This window comes from Micromonospora chokoriensis, from assembly GCF_000718555.1.
GTDB lineage: Bacteria > Actinomycetota > Actinomycetes > Mycobacteriales > Micromonosporaceae > Micromonospora > Micromonospora chokoriensis_B.
In genome coordinates this window covers 253,323-268,693 of the sequence record NZ_JOAN01000010.1, presented here as the reverse complement: position 1 = coordinate 268,693, position 15,371 = coordinate 253,323, and the positions used below count along the sequence as shown (strand labels likewise).

14 protein-coding genes, 1 tRNA gene and 1 pseudogene are annotated in these 15,371 nt (G+C 68.8%); 7 read left to right on the top strand and 9 right to left on the bottom strand.

Annotated features, from left to right (window positions below; all coding sequences use genetic code 11):
- Positions 1-160: 160 nt before the first annotated feature.
- Entirely contained in the window at positions 161-1,672 is a 1,512-nt protein-coding gene (rpsA, locus tag IF46_RS0115600) for a 30S ribosomal protein S1 (protein ID WP_030489066.1), read from the bottom strand.
- A 405-nt stretch (positions 1,673-2,077) separates the two neighbouring features.
- Here rpsA and IF46_RS0115595 point away from each other — a divergent pair, with 405 nt between their 5' ends.
- From IF46_RS0115595 to IF46_RS0115580, 4 genes and pseudogenes are all read left to right on the top strand, one after another.
- Positions 2,078-2,884 carry a class I SAM-dependent methyltransferase gene (locus tag IF46_RS0115595; protein WP_030489065.1) on the top strand — a complete coding sequence of 269 codons (807 nt, stop codon included), beginning with the start codon at positions 2,078-2,080 and terminating at the stop codon, positions 2,882-2,884.
- Between the two features lie 54 nt (positions 2,885-2,938).
- Positions 2,939-3,541, top strand: coding sequence for a Uma2 family endonuclease (locus IF46_RS0115590; RefSeq protein WP_030489064.1), 603 nt, complete (start codon positions 2,939-2,941; stop codon positions 3,539-3,541).
- A 36-nt stretch (positions 3,542-3,577) separates the two neighbouring features.
- On the top strand, positions 3,578-3,796 hold the full coding sequence (locus IF46_RS0115585; RefSeq protein WP_030489063.1) for a DUF2945 domain-containing protein: 219 nt from the start codon (positions 3,578-3,580) through the stop codon (positions 3,794-3,796).
- Positions 3,783-4,127, top strand: a pseudogene (locus IF46_RS0115580) (DUF3140 domain-containing protein); the annotation flags it as partial. The gene IF46_RS0115585 and the pseudogene IF46_RS0115580, both read left to right, overlap by 14 nt.
- 306 nt (positions 4,128-4,433) lie before the next feature.
- Here IF46_RS0115580 and polA read toward each other — a convergent pair.
- The 8 genes from polA to IF46_RS0115540 all read right to left on the bottom strand — a co-directional run bounded on the left by polA (position 4,434) and on the right by IF46_RS0115540 (position 14,363).
- Positions 4,434-7,133, bottom strand: a complete 2,700-nt coding sequence (gene polA / locus IF46_RS0115575; RefSeq protein WP_030489061.1) for a DNA polymerase I — start codon at positions 7,131-7,133, stop codon at positions 4,434-4,436.
- Between the two features lie 134 nt (positions 7,134-7,267).
- Entirely contained in the window at positions 7,268-7,978 is a 711-nt protein-coding gene (locus tag IF46_RS0115570) for an ABC transporter ATP-binding protein (RefSeq protein WP_030489060.1), read from the bottom strand.
- Positions 7,968-8,885 (bottom strand): ABC transporter ATP-binding protein, encoded by a 918-nt coding sequence (locus tag IF46_RS0115565; RefSeq protein WP_232234050.1) that lies wholly within the window; start codon positions 8,883-8,885, stop codon positions 7,968-7,970. The genes IF46_RS0115570 and IF46_RS0115565 overlap by 11 nt, the downstream gene beginning before the upstream one ends.
- Complete coding sequence (locus IF46_RS0115560; RefSeq protein WP_051723925.1) at positions 8,878-10,068, bottom strand: branched-chain amino acid ABC transporter permease; 1,191 nt, start codon at positions 10,066-10,068, stop codon at positions 8,878-8,880. The genes IF46_RS0115565 and IF46_RS0115560 overlap by 8 nt, the downstream gene beginning before the upstream one ends.
- On the bottom strand, positions 10,065-11,015 hold the full coding sequence (locus IF46_RS0115555) for a branched-chain amino acid ABC transporter permease (RefSeq protein WP_030489057.1): 951 nt from the start codon (positions 11,013-11,015) through the stop codon (positions 10,065-10,067). The genes IF46_RS0115560 and IF46_RS0115555 overlap by 4 nt, the downstream gene beginning before the upstream one ends.
- Before the next feature lie 110 nt (positions 11,016-11,125).
- Positions 11,126-12,292 carry a branched-chain amino acid ABC transporter substrate-binding protein gene (locus tag IF46_RS0115550; protein ID WP_030489056.1) on the bottom strand — a complete coding sequence of 389 codons (1,167 nt, stop codon included), beginning with the start codon at positions 12,290-12,292 and terminating at the stop codon, positions 11,126-11,128.
- 209 nt (positions 12,293-12,501) lie between these two features.
- Positions 12,502-13,689 (bottom strand): hypothetical protein, encoded by a 1,188-nt coding sequence (locus tag IF46_RS0115545; RefSeq protein ID WP_030489055.1) that lies wholly within the window; start codon positions 13,687-13,689, stop codon positions 12,502-12,504.
- A gap of 50 nt (positions 13,690-13,739) precedes the next feature.
- Positions 13,740-14,363, bottom strand: a complete 624-nt coding sequence (locus tag IF46_RS0115540) for an ANTAR domain-containing response regulator (protein WP_030489054.1) — start codon at positions 14,361-14,363, stop codon at positions 13,740-13,742.
- Between the two features lie 83 nt (positions 14,364-14,446).
- Between IF46_RS0115540 and IF46_RS0115535 the strand changes: the two genes are divergently transcribed.
- The 3 genes from IF46_RS0115535 to IF46_RS35195 all read left to right on the top strand — a co-directional run bounded on the left by IF46_RS0115535 (position 14,447) and on the right by IF46_RS35195 (position 15,309).
- Positions 14,447-14,529: transfer RNA gene (locus IF46_RS0115535), tRNA-Leu, on the top strand.
- Between the two features lie 46 nt (positions 14,530-14,575).
- On the top strand, positions 14,576-14,866 hold the full coding sequence (locus tag IF46_RS35200; RefSeq protein ID WP_232234049.1) for a hypothetical protein: 291 nt from the start codon (positions 14,576-14,578) through the stop codon (positions 14,864-14,866).
- A gap of 20 nt (positions 14,867-14,886) precedes the next feature.
- A complete protein-coding gene (locus IF46_RS35195; protein ID WP_232234048.1) occupies positions 14,887-15,309 on the top strand; it encodes a hypothetical protein in 423 nt (140 codons plus the stop codon).
- Positions 15,310-15,371 lie beyond the last annotated feature (62 nt).

Sequence of the window (15,371 nt, the reverse complement as noted above, 5' to 3'; positions counted from 1 at the left end):
GCTCCCGCGAGGCGACATCCCGCCCCGCCCCGCGCCGCGCCAGACGCAGCGCCCGTTGGGCAGGTCAGCGCCCGGCGCAGCTCGCCCAGGGGGTACGGCGAGGGCCCCGCCCCCAGCGATCCGGAGATCGCGGGGACGGGGCCCGTCGTCGTTCAGCGGGTCACTTACCGCCGGCGAGCTTCTCCCGCAGTGCGGCGAGCGCCTCGTCGGTGGCCAGCGTGCCGGCCGGCTCCTCGGCCTGCCGGCTCGGGGCCGGGCTGGACGAAGAGGTGGTGCCACCGCCACCGGTGCCGCCAGCGGCCGGGACGACCGGAGTCGGGTTGGCGGCAGCCTCGGCGTCGGCGGCCCGAGAGGTCTGCACCTGCTTGGTGTGGGCCTCCCAGCGCAGACGAGCCTCGGCGTACTGGTTCTCCCAGGTCTCGCGCTGCTTGTCGTACCCCTCGAGCCACTCGCCCGTCTCCGGGTCGAAGCCCTCCGGGTAGATGTAGTTGCCCTCGGTGTCGTACGTCGCGGCCATGCCGTAGAGGGTCGGGTCGAAGTGCTCCTCGCCCTCGACGAAGCCCTCGTTGGCCTGCTTGAGCGACAGCGAGATCCGGCGGCGCTCAAGGTCGATGTCGATGACCTTGACCATGACCTCGGAGCCAACCTGGACGACCTGCTCCGGGATCTCCACGTGGCGCTCGGCCAGCTCGGAGATGTGGACCAGGCCCTCGATGCCGTCGTCCACGCGGACGAACGCACCGAACGGGACCAGCTTGGTGACCTTACCCGGCACGATCTGCTGGATCGCGTGGGTGCGGGCGAACTGCCGCCACGGGTCCTCCTGGGTCGCCTTCAGCGACAGCGAGACCCGCTCGCGGTCCAGGTCGACGTCCAGGACCTCGACCTCGACCTCCTGGCCAACCTCGACGACCTCAGACGGGTGGTCGATGTGCTTCCAGGAGAGCTCGGAGACGTGCACCAGACCGTCGACGCCGCCAAGGTCGACGAAGGCGCCGAAGTTGACGATCGAGGACACGACGCCCTTGCGGACCTGGCCCTTCTGCAGCTTGTTGAGGAACTCGGTGCGCACCTCGGACTGCGTCTGCTCCAGCCAGGCCCGGCGGGACAGGACCACGTTGTTGCGGTTCTTGTCCAGCTCGATGATCTTGGCCTCGAGCTCCCGCCCGACGTACGGCTGCAGGTCGCGCACACGACGCATCTCGACCAGGGACGCGGGCAGGAAGCCGCGCAGCCCGATGTCGAGGATGAGGCCGCCCTTGACCACCTCGATGACCGAACCGCGGACGACGCCGTCCTCGTCCTTGATCTTCTCGATCGTGCCCCAGGCCCGCTCGTACTGTGCCCGCTTCTTGGAGAGGATCAGACGACCCTCCTTGTCCTCCTTCTGGAGGACCAGGGCCTCGATGTGGTCGCCAACCGTCACAACCTCGGCGGGGTCCACGTCGTGCTTGATCGACAACTCCCGAGAGGGGATGACACCCTCGGTCTTGTAGCCGATGTCGAGCAGGACCTCGTCCCGATCGACCTTGACGACGGTGCCTTCGACAATGTCGCCGTCGTTGAAGTACTTGATGGTCTCGTCGATCGCGGCGAGGAATGCCTCCTCGGAACCGAGATCGTCGTGGGTGACCCGGGTGGCGCTCGAGGGGGCCTCGATGCTGCTCGTCATGTGGGCGGTTGCTCCGGTCGGTGGGTTGTCACAGCAGGCTGGTGTGTCGCAGTGACCTGTTCGCGCCAGCGGATCCGTCGCCGGGCACACCGAACGATCGCCTAGTGAGATCATGATGTGGCTCCGTCGACCGCGTACCTGCTCCCTGCCGAGGCAACGCGATCCGCGAGCGCATCGTCTAGCCTACCGTGCGCATTACCACAGCGTGCAAGCCCTCCCGGCTTCTCTCCGTGCGATGACCTGCGAAAGCCGAACAATCGCCCGGAAACCACCCCTGCTGTCTCTTGCGTCACAGCAGCCCCACGCGTCACCGGTGGGGGCGGGCGGCGGGTGCGTCGAGCACGGGTCGGCGGGTCGGGTCGGCCCAGCAGGCCGATCGGCCTCGACGGGGCCTAGCGTGAGCGCGTGGATGACGACAGCCGGGTTACCCGGCGCCGGGTGGGTGACGCCGAGGTTCGGCGGGCCAACCGCGGCTGGTGGGACACCGACGCCGACGACTACCAGGCCGAACACGGCGCGTTCCTCGGCGACGTGGACTTCGTGTGGTGCCCGGAGGGCCTGCGCGAGGCCGACGCCCGGCTGCTCGGCGACGTGTCGGGGCGGCGGGTGCTGGAGGTGGGCGCTGGCGCCGCGGCCGCCGCCCGCTGGCTCGCCGCACAGGGTGCCGAGCCGGTCGCCTTCGACCTGTCCGCCGGCATGTTGCGGCACGCCGCCGAGGCCGCCGACCGCACCGGGGTACGCGTACCGCTGGTGCAGGCCGACGCGCTCGCCCTGCCGTTCGCCGACCGGTCGTTCGACGTCGCCTGCACCGCATTCGGCGCGATCCCGTTCGTGGACGACTCGGCGGCACTGCACGCGGAGGTGCACCGGGTGCTGCGTCCGGGCGGTCGGTGGGTGTTCTCGGTGACCCACCCGATGCGCTGGATCTTCCTCGACGACCCCGGCGATGGTGGCCTCCTGGCCGTGCACTCGTACTTCGACCGCTCCCCCTACGTCGAGCAGGACGAATCCGGCGTGGCCACCTACGTCGAGCAGCACCGCACCCTCGGCGACCGGATCCGCGAGTTGGTCGGCGCCGGGTTCCGGCTGCTGGACCTGGTGGAGCCGGAGTGGCCGGAGGGGCACGAGGGGATCTGGGGGCAGTGGAGCCCGCTGCGCGGACGACTCTTCCCCGGCACCGCCATCTTCGTCACCGAGAAGCCCGGGGGGTGAGCGCCGCACGCGGAGTGCGACGGACTTGCCGTTCGCCGGCGTTACGGTCCGCTGGTGAGCGCATGGCCGAACCCCACACCGCCGGACCGTTGGCGTCCGTACCCGTTCCGACAACAGCGCACCGACTATCAGGTCGCCGACCCGCAGAACCTGCCGGACGACTCCCCACGCGTCGAACTCGTCGACGGGGTCCTCCAGGTGATGCCCCTCCCGACCCTGGGTCACCAGGACATTTCCGGCCTGCTCTGGATGTGGCTGCGATGCCACGCACCGGCGGACGTCCGGGCCACCCAGTCCGTCGCGGTCGGGCTCAGTCACCACACCAGCCGACGCCCGGATGTCCTGTTGTGTCGTGCCGACGTGCCGTCCGACCGGTCCTCGCTGCGACCGGAGGACGTCGTGCTCGCCGTGGAGATCGTTTCGCCGGGCACGCGACGGGTCGACAGGTTCGTGAAACCCGGTGAGTACGCCGCCGCCGGCATTCCGTTCTACTGGCGGATCGAGCAGGACCCGGTGCACGTGTACGCGTACCGGGCCGGTGACCGGGTGGGGCCGAGCGGTGAGCGGCTGTACGAGCTGGTCGCCGACAGCGCCGACGTGATCGAGCTGACCGAGCCGTTCGAGATCAAACTGCTGGTCGCCGAGATCACCTCGTAGTCGTTTCGCCCCGGCGGTGTCGGGTAGCCGAGGACCATGGCCGAACAGCGATTCCACAAGGGCGACCATGTCTCCTGGTCGGCGCATGGCAGCCGCGCGTACGGCGTGGTGCAGGGGACGATCACCGAACGGACGCGGCTGCGCGGACGGGCCGTGAACGCGGCCCCCGATGACCCGCAGTACCGGGTCCGCAGTGACGGCACGGGCCGCGACGTGGCCCACCGCCCCGAGGCGCTGCGTCATGAGCAGAAGTGACGATGGCCGGGACACCTACCGGGAGTTCACCGAGGCGGTGAACATGAAGCCCGGCGAGCTGTCCACGTGGCTGGAGACCGACGAGTCGAAGCAGGTCGGCTGGCACAAGGGCGGTCGCGCTGGTGGTGGCGAGTCCGTCGGGCACGAATCCGGCCGGAAGATCATCAACCTGCTCCGCCGCAAACGCGGTGACCTGTCCGAGGGCGACTACAAACACATGCGCAAGGTGGTCGGCTACGTACGCCGACACATGGCGCAGCGCCCCTCCGGCAACGTCCGCGACACCAAGTGGCGCTGGTCCCTGATGAACTGGGGCCATGACCCCCTGAAGTAACCAAACCCGGTCAGGGTCCGGAGGGACGCGACAACCCCCGATCCAGCACCCCAACGGTCGCCACCACAGCAACCGGCCAGGGTGCCACCACAGCCCGACAACCCTGATCCACGACCCCGGCGGCCGCCACCGGAGCGACCCGGTCAGGGTCCCGACACAGCCTGTCGGCCGCGATCAGGACGACCCGGTCAGGGGTTCCGGGGCAGCCCGACCCACGCAGGGATCAAGCCTGACCGCCCGGAGTGGGTCGGGCTGCCCCGGAACCCCCACACCGCGACCAACAAAGACGCGACCAAAAAACGATCAGTGATCGGCGCTGTTCCAGTCCCGGCCCAAACCGACGGACACCTCCAGCGGCACCGACAGCGGGTACGCCCCGCCCATCTCCCGCCGGACCAGGGCCTCCAACGCCTCCCGCTCACCGGGGGCGACCTCGAAGACCAGCTCGTCGTGCACCTGCAACAGCATCCGCGAGCGCAGACCGGCGTCGCCCAGCGCGGTGTCGACGTGCAGCATCGCCACCTTGATGATGTCGGCGGCGGAGCCCTGGATGGGGGCGTTGAGCGCCATCCGCTCGGCGATGTCGCGGCGCTGCCGGTTGTCACTGACCAGGTCGGGCAGGTAGCGGCGCCGGCCGAGGATGGTCGAGGTGTAGCCGTCCTGACGGGCCCGGGCGACCACCTGCTGGAGGTAGTCGCGCACCCCGCCGAAGCCGGCGAAGTAGTTCTCCATCAGCCCGCGCGCCTCTTCGGTGCTGATGGAGAGCTGCTGGGACAGGCCGAAGGCGCTGAGCCCGTACGCCAGGCCGTAGTTCATGGCCTTGATCTTGCGGCGCTGGTCTGCGGTGACCTCGTCGAGCGGCACCCCGAAGACCGACGAGGCGGTGGCGGCGTGGAAGTCGGCGCCGGAGTTGAACGCGTCGATCAGCGCGTCGTCCGAGCTGAGGTGCGCCATGATGCGCATCTCGATCTGGCTGTAGTCGGCCGTGAGCAGGGACTCGTAGCCCTCCCCCACCACGAAGGCCCGGCGGATCCGGCGGCCCTCCTCGGTGCGGATCGGGATGTTCTGCAGGTTGGGCTCGGTCGAGGAGAGCCGACCGGTGGCCGCCACGGTCTGGTTGAAGGTGGTGTGGATCCGGCCGTCGTCGGAGACCGACTTGAGCAGCCCGTCGACTGTCGACTTGAGCTTGGCCACGTCCCGGTGACGCAGCAGGTGGGCCAGCACCGGGTGCGGCTGCTGCGCGTAGAGCCACTGCAGGGCGTCGGCGTCGGTGGTGTAGCCCGTCTTGATCTTCTTGGTCTTCGGCAGACCCAACTCGGTGAAGAGGATCTCCTGCAACTGCTTGGGCGAGCCGAGGTTGAACTCCCGACCCACCGCCTCGTAGGCGCCCTGGGCGGCGGCCTTCACCTCGGCGGCGAAGTGGGCCTCCAGCTCGGACAGGTAGTCGGTGTCGGCGGCGATGCCGGTGCTCTCCATGCCGGCCAGCACGCGCATCAGCGGCAGCTCCACCCCGGCCATCAGCCGGGCGGACTGCTCGCCGTCGCGGGACAGCTCGGCGTCGATCGCGTCGGCCAGGTCGAGGGTGGCCCGGGCCTGGAGCATCAGGTTCTGCTCGGCCACCCCTTCGTCGCCGAGACCGTCGAGGGTGAGCTGGCCGGACTCCGGAACGTCCACCCGCAGCTCCCGGTGCAGGTAGCGCAGCGCCAGGTCGGTCAGGTCGTAGGACCGCTGGTCGGGGCGGGCCAGGTACGCGGCGATCTGAGTGTCTCGGATGATGCCGGCGAGCTGCCAGCCGTGCGCGGCGCAGGCCAGCACGGCCGGCTTGCTGTCGTGCAGCACCTTGGGTCGCTGCGCGTCGGCCAACCAGCCGGCCAGGGCGCCCTCGTCGGTCGGGTCGAGGCGCGCTGGGTCGACCCAGGCCGCCGCGCCGCCCGCGGTGGCCAACGCCAGGCCGGTGATCGAGGCGGTGTGCCGGCGGTTGGGGCCGGTGTCGAGCTTGACCGCCAAACCGACCGAGGTGCCGGTCGGGGCGTGCGTGGTCAGCCACCCGGCGAGCGCGCCGGGCTCGGTGAGCACCTCGCCGACGAGGTCGAACCCGGACTCGGCCTCCGGCTCGACCGCCTCCAGGTATTGATAGAGGCGGTCACGCAGGATGCGGAACTCCAGGGTGTCGAAGACCTGGTGCACCGCCTCGCGGTCCCACCCGGTCCAGCGGGTGTCCTCCGGGCGTAGCGGCAGCTCCAGGTCGGAGACGAGGCGGTTGATCTCGTAGTTGCGGATCACGTCGGCGAGCCGCTCGCGGAGGCTGTCGCCGGCCTTGCCCTTGATCTCGTCGGCGCGGGCGATCACGCCCTCCACCCCGCCGTACGTGGTGATCCACTTGGCGGCGGTCTTCGGGCCGACGCCCGGGATGCCGGGCAGGTTGTCGCTGGTCTCGCCGACCAGCGCGGCGAGGTCGCGGTATTGCTGTGGCCCGACGCCGTACTTCGCCTCGACCGCCGCCGGGTCCATCCGGGCCAGGTCGGAGACGCCCTTGCGCGGGTAGAGGACGGTGATCTGATCGTCGATCAACTGGAACGCGTCGCGGTCACCGCTGCTGATCAGCACCGACATGCCCTGGTCGCGGGCCTGGCAGGCGAGCGTGGCGATGACGTCGTCGGCCTCGAAGCCCTCTTTCTCGACCACCGGGATTTGCAGCGCGGCCAGAACCTCCTTGACCAGGCTGACCTGACCCTTGAAGTCGGTCGGGGTCTCGCTGCGACCGGCCTTGTACTCCGCGTACTTCTCGGTGCGGAAGGACTGGCGGGAGACGTCGAAGGCCACGACGATGTGGCTGGGCTGCTCGTCGCGCAGCACGTTGATCAGCATCGAGGTGAAGCCATACACCGCGTTGGTCGGCTGCCCCGTCGTGGTGGAGAAGTTTTCCACCGGCAGGGCGAAGAAGGCCCGGTATGCCATGGAATGTCCGTCGACAAGGAGCAGGCGCGGCGTCGTAGCTGTCACGGCAGCGACTCTAGTCCGTCGCACCGACATCCCTGGCCGGCGGCACGGGGTGCCGCGATGCCGAAACGACAGCCGGCCCGAACGCCGGCGGCCGGCCACCCCGCGAGGGGACGACCGGCCGCCGGTGGGATGGCTCAGGCCACGCCGAGGTACGCCTCCTTGACCGCCGGGTCGTGTAGGAGTTCCTGGCCGGTGCCCTCCTTGACGATCCGACCGGTCTCCAGCACGTACCCCCGGTGGGCCCGGGAGAGTGCCTGCTGGGCGTTCTGCTCGACCAGCAGGATGGTGGTGCCCTGCTCGTTGATCCGCGTGATGATCTCGAAGATCTGCTGGATCAACTTGGGCGCCAAGCCCATCGACGGCTCGTCCAGCAGCAGCAGCTTCGGACGGGTCATCAGCGCCCGACCCACCGCCAGCATCTGCTGCTCGCCGCCGGAGAGCGTGCCACCGGCCTGCTTACGCCGCTCGTGCAGCCGGGGGAACAGGTCGAAGACCATGGCCAGATCCTTGGTGATCTCGGCCTTGTCCCGACGGGTGTAGGCCCCCATCTCCAGGTTTTCCAGCACCGTCATGCCGGGGAAGACACCACGGCCCTCCGGCGACTGCCCGATGCCCCGGATCACCCGGAGGTCGGCGCGGAGCCGACTGACATCGGTGCCCTCGAACTTGATGCTGCCGCCGGAGATGGCGTGCAGCCCCGAGATCGCCTTCATGGTCGTGGTCTTGCCGGCGCCGTTCGCGCCGATGAGCGCCACGATCTCGCCCTCGTCCACGTGCAGGCTGATGCCGTGCAGCGCCTCGATCCGGCCGTAGAGCAGCTTCAGACTATCGATCTCAAGCAGCATCCTCGACACCTCCCAGGTAGGCCGCGATCACCTTGGGATCGTCGCGCACCTCGGCCGGCGACCCCTCGGCGATCTTCTGCCCGAACTCCAACACCACCAACCGGTCTACCACGCCCATGACCAGTCGCATGTCGTGCTCGATCAGCAGGATGGTGACGCCCGAGTCGCGGATCTTGCGGATCAGCTGCAGCAGGGCCACCTTCTCCGCCGGGTTGAAGCCGGCGGCCGGCTCGTCCAGGCAGAGCAGGGTGGGATCGGTGGCCAGGGCCCGAGCGATCTCCAGACGACGCTGGTCCCCGTACGACAGGTTGCGGGCCAGGTCACCGGCGCGGCCCTGGATGCCCACGAACTCCAGCAGCGCGCGGGCCTTCTCCTTGCCCTGCCGCTCCTCCCGCCAGTGCCGCGGCAACCGCAGCAGGGCGCTCGGCACGCTGGTCTTGTGGTTGGCGTCCGCGCCGACCTGCACGTTCTCCAGTGCCGTCATCTCCGGGAAGAGCCGGATGTTCTGGAAGGTACGCGCGATGCCGAGCTTGGTGATCTGGAACCGCTTACGGCCGCTGACCTTCTCGCCCCGGAACCGGATCTGCCCGGTCGTCGGGGTGTACACGCCCGTCATCGCGTTGAAGCAGGTGGTCTTGCCCGCGCCGTTCGGGCCGATCAGCCCGAGGATCTCCCCCTCGTAGAGGGTGAAGTTGACGTCGTTGAGGGCCACCACGCCGCCGAAGCGCAGCGTGACGTGGTCGACCTCCAACAGCGGCTTACGACCATTGGTCGGGGTCGGCTCGCTGGTCACCTCGTCCGGCGTGGACGAGGTCTCCGGCGGGCTACCCACCGTCGTGCGGGCGTCGATCGCCATGTCGCGCTCGCTGGTGACGTCGCGCTCGCTACCCATCTGTGGCTCACTCAACGACAGCCACCTCCTTCTGCCGGTCCTTGAGCTCGGCGGCCCGCCGCCGGTTCGGCCAGAGACCCTGCGGTCGGAAGATCATCACGATGATCAGCAGAATCCCGAAGATGAAGTAGCGCAACGACGTCGGGCTCACGTCGAAGTCGTTACCGAAGACGGTGGCCGTCTCCGGCAGACCGAAGACATCACCCACCGACCGCAGCCACTCCGGAATGTAGATGACCAGGAAGCCACCGAGGATCGCGCCGCCGATGCTGCCGGCGCCGCCGAGCAGCACCGCCGCCAACACCAGAATCGAGTTCTCCAACGAGAACGTCGAGGAGTTGACGAAGTTGGCCTGACCGGCCCAGAGCGAACCGGACAAGCCACCGACCGCCGCGCCGATGGCGAACGCCCACAGCTTGAACCGGAACGTCGGAACGCCCATCAGCTCCGCCGCGTCCTCGTCCTCCCGGATCGCCACCCAGGCCCGACCCACCCGGCTGTTGGCCAGGTTCCGGATCAGGAAGACGGCAATGATGATCACGGTGAGCAGCAGCCAGTAGTACGGCTTGAACTCGAACTGGAAGATGGCCGTCCCGTCCGCGTACTTGCCCGGCGGGTGCCCCACCTGCGGGATGCCCCGATCCCCGTTGAAGATCCAGTCCTGGTTCTTCGCGATGATCCGAATCATCTCCGCGAAACCGAGCGTCACGATCGCCAGGTAGTCACCGCGCAACCGCAGCGTCGGAGCGCCGAGCAGCACTCCGGAGAGCAGCGCCAGGGCGATCGCGATCGGCACGGTGACCAACCAGGGCCACGGGCTCTCCAGCCAGTTGTACTGGGTGATGAGCTTGCTCTCCGGCGACGTCAACAACGCCACCGTGTACGCGCCGACGGCGAAGAAGCCGAAGAACCCCAGGTCCAACAGGCCGGCGTAACCCACCACCACGTTGAGACCGAGCGACAGCAGCACGATCCAGGCGCAGTAGAACAGCACCGCCGCCATGTCGTTGCGCGTGGTGTAGAGCGGAATCCACAGACCCGGGATGTTCAGGTACTCGTAGAACCACTTGTTCGGCAGGACGTAGAGGAAGGCGATGAAGGCCAACAACCCGGTGATCCGGGCGGACTTCGGCAGCCCGTCGACCCGCCGACCGATGGCACTCGAAGCGGAGTGCCAGCGCTCTCGCAGAGCGGTCATGCCCGCGCCCTCCCCAACGACTCGCCCAGCAGACCAGTCGGCCGGAACATCAGCAGGACGATCAGCACGACGAACGCGATGAGATCGCGCCACTGCGAGCCGAAGAGCGCCGACCCGTAGTTCTCGACCAGACCCAGCAGAACGCCACCGATCGCCGCGCCCCGCAGGTTGCCGATACCACCCAGCACCGCGGCGGAGAACGCCTTGAGCCCGAGCAGGAAGCCGATGTTGTACCGGGTGTTGCCGCTCTTCATGTCACTGAAGACAGCGGCCACACCGGCCATCAGGCCACCCAGCACGAAGACCAGCGCGATCACGCGGCTCTTGTTGACACCCATCAGCGCGGCGGTGTTGGCGTCCTGCGCGACCGCGCGGATGCCCTTGCCGAAGCGGGTGCGGTTAACGAACCAGTCCAGACCGACCATCATCACGATGGCCACGCTCAGCGTCAGCATCTGCACGGGCGTGATGCTCCAGCCACCGATGCTGAACAGCGTGTCGGAGGGCAGCAGAGCCGGTGAGCCGACCTGGCGACGCTGGGTCAGCGTCCCCATCAGCTCCATCAGCGCGTACGACGCGCCAATGGCCGTGATCAGGAAGGCCAGTGGCGGCGCGTTGCGTCGCCGTAGCGGACGGTAGGCGGTAACCTCAATCAACAGCGCGACACTGCCGGACAGCAGCGCCGCTGCCACGATCGCGAGCGCGATCAGGAGCAGGGCGCGACCCACCGACGGAGCGCCGCTGTTGCTATCAAGCCCGAAGGCCGCCCAGGTCCAGATGGCACCGAACGTGCCGATCATGAAGACCTCGGAGTGCGCGAAGTTAATCAGGCGAAGAACGCCGTAGACGAGGGTGTAGCCGAGGGCGATGAGCGCGTAGATCGCTCCCTGCACCAACCCGGTTGTGGTCAGTTCCGGGAAGCCCCGGACGAGTTCTGCAAAGTCCACCGATGCTCCGAAGGGTGTTGCGTTGAGCCGATGCGGCCGGGGTTACGCACCCCGACCGCATCGAAACAACTCTTTTCGTCACGCCCTCAAACCTGTGACCCCCAACGGGATCAGGCCTTCGGGATCTCCACGTCAGGAGCCCACGCACCGGCGGTCGCCTTGAAGGCCCACACCTTGACCTGCGCCGGGTCCAGCTCGCCGTTCGGCTCCCACTTGTAGGTCACGCCCGAGGCGGAACCGGCCTTGTTGTAGGAGGAGAGGAACGCCTGGATGTCGGCGCGGCTGGTCTTGCCGGCCTTGATGGCCTCAAGGTAGATGTTGGCCAGATCGAACGACACGTCGGCGTACACGCCCGGGTCAACGGTGTACTTGGCCTTGAAGTCGGTCACGAAGGTGCCCTTGGCCGCGGTGGCCGGGCCACACGGGCAGGTCGCGATGGTGCCCTCGACGTCCTTCTGACCAGCCACCGACAGCATGTTGGCGTCGTTGATGCCGTCGCCACCGATGAACGTGCCGGTCCAGCCCGCAGCCCGCAGCTGCTTCAGGAACGGCGCCGCCTCCTCGGTGTAACCCGCGTAGAACAGCACCGTCGCGCCGCTGGTCTTCACCTTGGAGATCTGCGCACCGAACTCCTGCGCGTTGTCGACGACCTTGTCGGTGCCGATGATCAGCGAACCGAGGCCCTTCTTGGCCTCGTCGGCCAGACCCGCGCCGTACGCGGACTGGTCGTCGATCACGAAGGCCTTCTGGGCCTTCAGCACGTTCTTGATGTAGCTGGCGATCGCCGGACCCTGGGAGAAGTCGTTACCCACGCCGCGGTGGAAGACCTTCCAGCCCTTCGTCGACAGGCTCGGCCGAGTGGCCGACGGGCTGATGACGGCGAGACCCGCAGTGTCGAAGATCGGCAGCGCGACCTCGCTCTCACCGGAGAACGCCGGCCCGACCATACCCACGATCTTGGTGTCGGCCGCCGCGCTGGTGGCGAGACCGCCGGCCAGGTCGGCCTTACCCTGCGAGTCGAACGCCTGAACGCTGACCTTGCAGTCCGCGTTCGCCGCGTTGTACTTCTCCACGGCCAGGTCGGCACCCTGCTTCATCGGGGTTACCAGGCCGGCGTCGGCGCCGGAGAGCGCCCCAAAGAAACCGATCTTGAGGTCGCACGCCTTGCTGGCGGAACCACCCGGCGTGCCCTCGTCCTTCTTACATGCGCTTGCGCCGCCGACAACAAGCGCCGCGATGGCGACGCTGCCGAGGACGCGCACGAAGTTTTGCCTCAAGGCTGGAACCCTCCTCCGTCCGAAAGCCCGAAGTCGCCTGGCAGAGCGCCGATGGCGACGACGGACCGGACCGTTCACCCGGTCTGGGGCGGGACGTTATCCCAGAAGCGCTACTCACCGTAAGGTGTCAAAGGCGGCATTGACTCAACCGTTACCCGAGCCGAAGAACCTCGCGTTTAGATGTCACATCGGCGCCTGTCGACAACCCGTCAGACGGGCCCGGAAGGCGCGTACCACACCCTCGCCGCCGCTGCGTCGTCGATGGCGACCACCATCCGACCGCCCCCCACCGCGATCGCAGCCGACGTGTCCCCACCAGCGGAAACATCCACCGGCAGCGCCACCGGGGCCCACGACGAGCCACCCTCGGCGGACCGCCACAGCCGATGCCCACCGGCCGCCACCGTCATGGCCAGCACGGCACCATCACCGCCGGCAACCGCCTCCACACCCGCCACCGCGCCAGCGCCCGCCGCCCCGAAGCTCCCTACCGCCCGCCACTGACCCGTGGCCGTCGCCGACCCGGCACGGGGCTCGAACACCCACGCCTGGAACCCGCTCCCCCGCACCCCCAGGGCGTGCACGACGGCACCGACCCGCACCAGACGCTGCGCGATCTCGTCCGCACCCGTCGCCGGCAACGCCAGCCGCGTCCAGGCCCGGCCATCGCCCGACGACCAGACGAACGGATCACGGTCGGCCCGGCCCGCCGGCCGACCCCCGCCACCGACCAACCAGCCATCGGGCACCGCCAGCGCATCCGTGGCGATCGTCGTCAGCCTCGCATCACTGGCCAGCCCGGGAGCACCGTCGACCAACTCGAAGCCAGCCGCATCCGGGGAGCGCCACACCGCCGCCCCACTCTCCCGGGCACCCGCGATCAACCACCCGCCCGCACCACCCGCGATGCGGCTCGCGCTGACCGCCTCCGGCCCGCCGTACAGCTCGAACTCCGCCGGCACCTCGGTCAGAGCACCGTCGGCGTCCTGCCGCCAGGTCCGCACCCGCGGATTGCCGTGCGCGCCACCCGCCCGCGCGCCGATGACGGCGATCCGCCCGTCCCGGCAGCCGACGGCATAGAGGATCGCGCGCTCGCCGTAGTAACTGATCGGGTGCAACGGCAGCGGGGTCCAACCTCGACCGTCCGCACTGCGCCAGGCAGCCGGCCGGGTTCCGCCGTCCGGCCCGCCCACCGCACCGACCAAATACCACCGGCCCGCACAGGCGGTCACATCGCGCACGATGAGCCGGCCGGGCGCACCGGGGGGCATCGGCAGATCCGCCAACTCCCACTCTGGACGGACCGGCTCGGGAAGGCGCTCGTCGCCGGCGGCCCAGCACCCGGCGAGCAGCGTGACGACAACCCCGAGCACCGCGATCGCACGCCGGACCGACACGCAGTCGATGCTATCGATCCGACCGCCCGCCGCCGAGCCGCTCCCAGTGCTCAGACGGAGGGCTGCTGCGACACCTCGCCGCCGGCGGTCTCCGCGAGAATCCGCTCGGCGACCTCCTTCATGGTCATCCGGTGATCCATCGCGGTGCGCTGGATCCACTTGAACGCCTGCGGCTCGGTCATCCCGTACGTCGTCATCAGCGCGCCCTTGGCGCGCTCCACCGACTTGCGGATCTCCAGACGGTCGGTCAGGCTCGCGACCTCCGCCTCCAGGGCCGCGACCTCCGAGTAACGCGACAGCGCGATCTCCACCGCCGGGACCAGGTCACTCTTCTGGAAAGGCTTCACGAGGTACGCCATCGCACCCGCCGCCCGCGCCCGCTCCACCAGATCACGCTGGCTGAACGCGGTCAGGATGATCACCGGGGCGATCCGGGCGCCGGCGATGCGCTCGGCGGCGGCCAGCCCGTCCATGATCGGCATCTTGATGTCGAGGATGACGAGATCGGGCTTCAACTCCTCGGCCAGGCGGACGGCTGTCTCACCGTCGCCAGCCTCCCCCACCACCTCGTAACCCTCTTCGACCAGCATCTCGGCGAGGTCCAGCCGGATCAGCGCCTCGTCCTCGGCGATCAGTACGCGCCTGCGCTCGGCATCCGTCGGCATCTCAGCCACCAGCCCTACCCCCACCATCGATCACTGCACGGCTACCACCCATGCTCCCGCATGAGAGTAGTCGGGTACAGTAAGCGCCACCCGCCGGGATGGTGGAACGGCATACACGGAAGTCTCAAACACTTCTGCCCGAAAGGGCTTGCGGGTTCGAATCCCGCTCCCGGCACTTAGTCATACGCCTGTTCGATGATGCAGGGGTGCATCCACCGCAGATGCGGGCGCAAGCCCGCACTCTCCGCGCTCGCGGGCACAGCATCCGCTCGGTAGCCCGCACGCTCTCATTGCCGTACGCGACGGTCTGGCACTGGTGCGTCGATCGACCCGAACCGGTGCGGCGCGGCACGGAGCTGCGCTGCTTCCGATGTCGGCCGGATGTCGACAATCCGACCGACCCCGCGGCCTACGCCTACCTGCTCGGTCTCTACCTGGGCGACGGCCACCTGGTGACGACGGCGCGTGTCCCGGTGTTGCGCATCTACTGTTCCGATGCCTGCCCGGGCTGATCGAGGCGTGCGATGTGGCTATGCGAGACGTGTTGGCCTCGAAGGTGCAACGGGTCCAGAAGCAGGGCTGCGTGGGCGTGCAGAGTTACGGTCTCCACTGGCCCTGCCTGCTCCCGCAGCACGGTCCCGGCAAGAAGCACGAGCGACCGATCGTCCTCGCCGACTGGCAAAGGCCGATCATCGAACAGCGCGCCGGCGACTTCCTGAGAGGGCTGTTCCACTCCGACGGCTGCCGCATCGCCAACCGGGTGACAGTGCGCGGCAAGGCGTACGTCTACCCGCGCTACATGTTCGTCAACGAGTCGACCGACATCATGGGGCTCTGCCAGTGGAGCCTCGATCTGCTCGGCGTCGCCTGGCGGATGAACCGACGCAACTCCCTCTCGGTGGCACGGCGCGACGCGGTCGCCGCGCTGGACCGGCACGTCGGCCCCAAGTCCTGATCGCTACCCGCGCGGATCACGCTGACCATGGGAGCCTGACTGACGATCGAGCTGACACGCAG

Excerpts from the sequence above, each read along its gene's own strand:
- rpsA (WP_030489066.1), bottom strand. The coding sequence starts at position 1,672 with ATGACGAGCAGCATCGAGGCCCCCTCGAGCGCCACCCGGGTCACCCAC.
- IF46_RS0115585 (WP_030489063.1), top strand. The coding sequence starts at position 3,578 with ATGGCCGAACAGCGATTCCACAAGGGCGACCATGTCTCCTGGTCGGCG.
- IF46_RS0115570 (WP_030489060.1), bottom strand. The coding sequence starts at position 7,978 with ATGCTGCTTGAGATCGATAGTCTGAAGCTGCTCTACGGCCGGATCGAG.
- IF46_RS0115560 (WP_051723925.1), bottom strand. The coding sequence starts at position 10,068 with ATGACCGCTCTGCGAGAGCGCTGGCACTCCGCTTCGAGTGCCATCGGT.
- IF46_RS35200 (WP_232234049.1), top strand. The coding sequence starts at position 14,576 with ATGCGGGCGCAAGCCCGCACTCTCCGCGCTCGCGGGCACAGCATCCGC.
- IF46_RS35195 (WP_232234048.1), top strand. The coding sequence starts at position 14,887 with ATGCGAGACGTGTTGGCCTCGAAGGTGCAACGGGTCCAGAAGCAGGGC.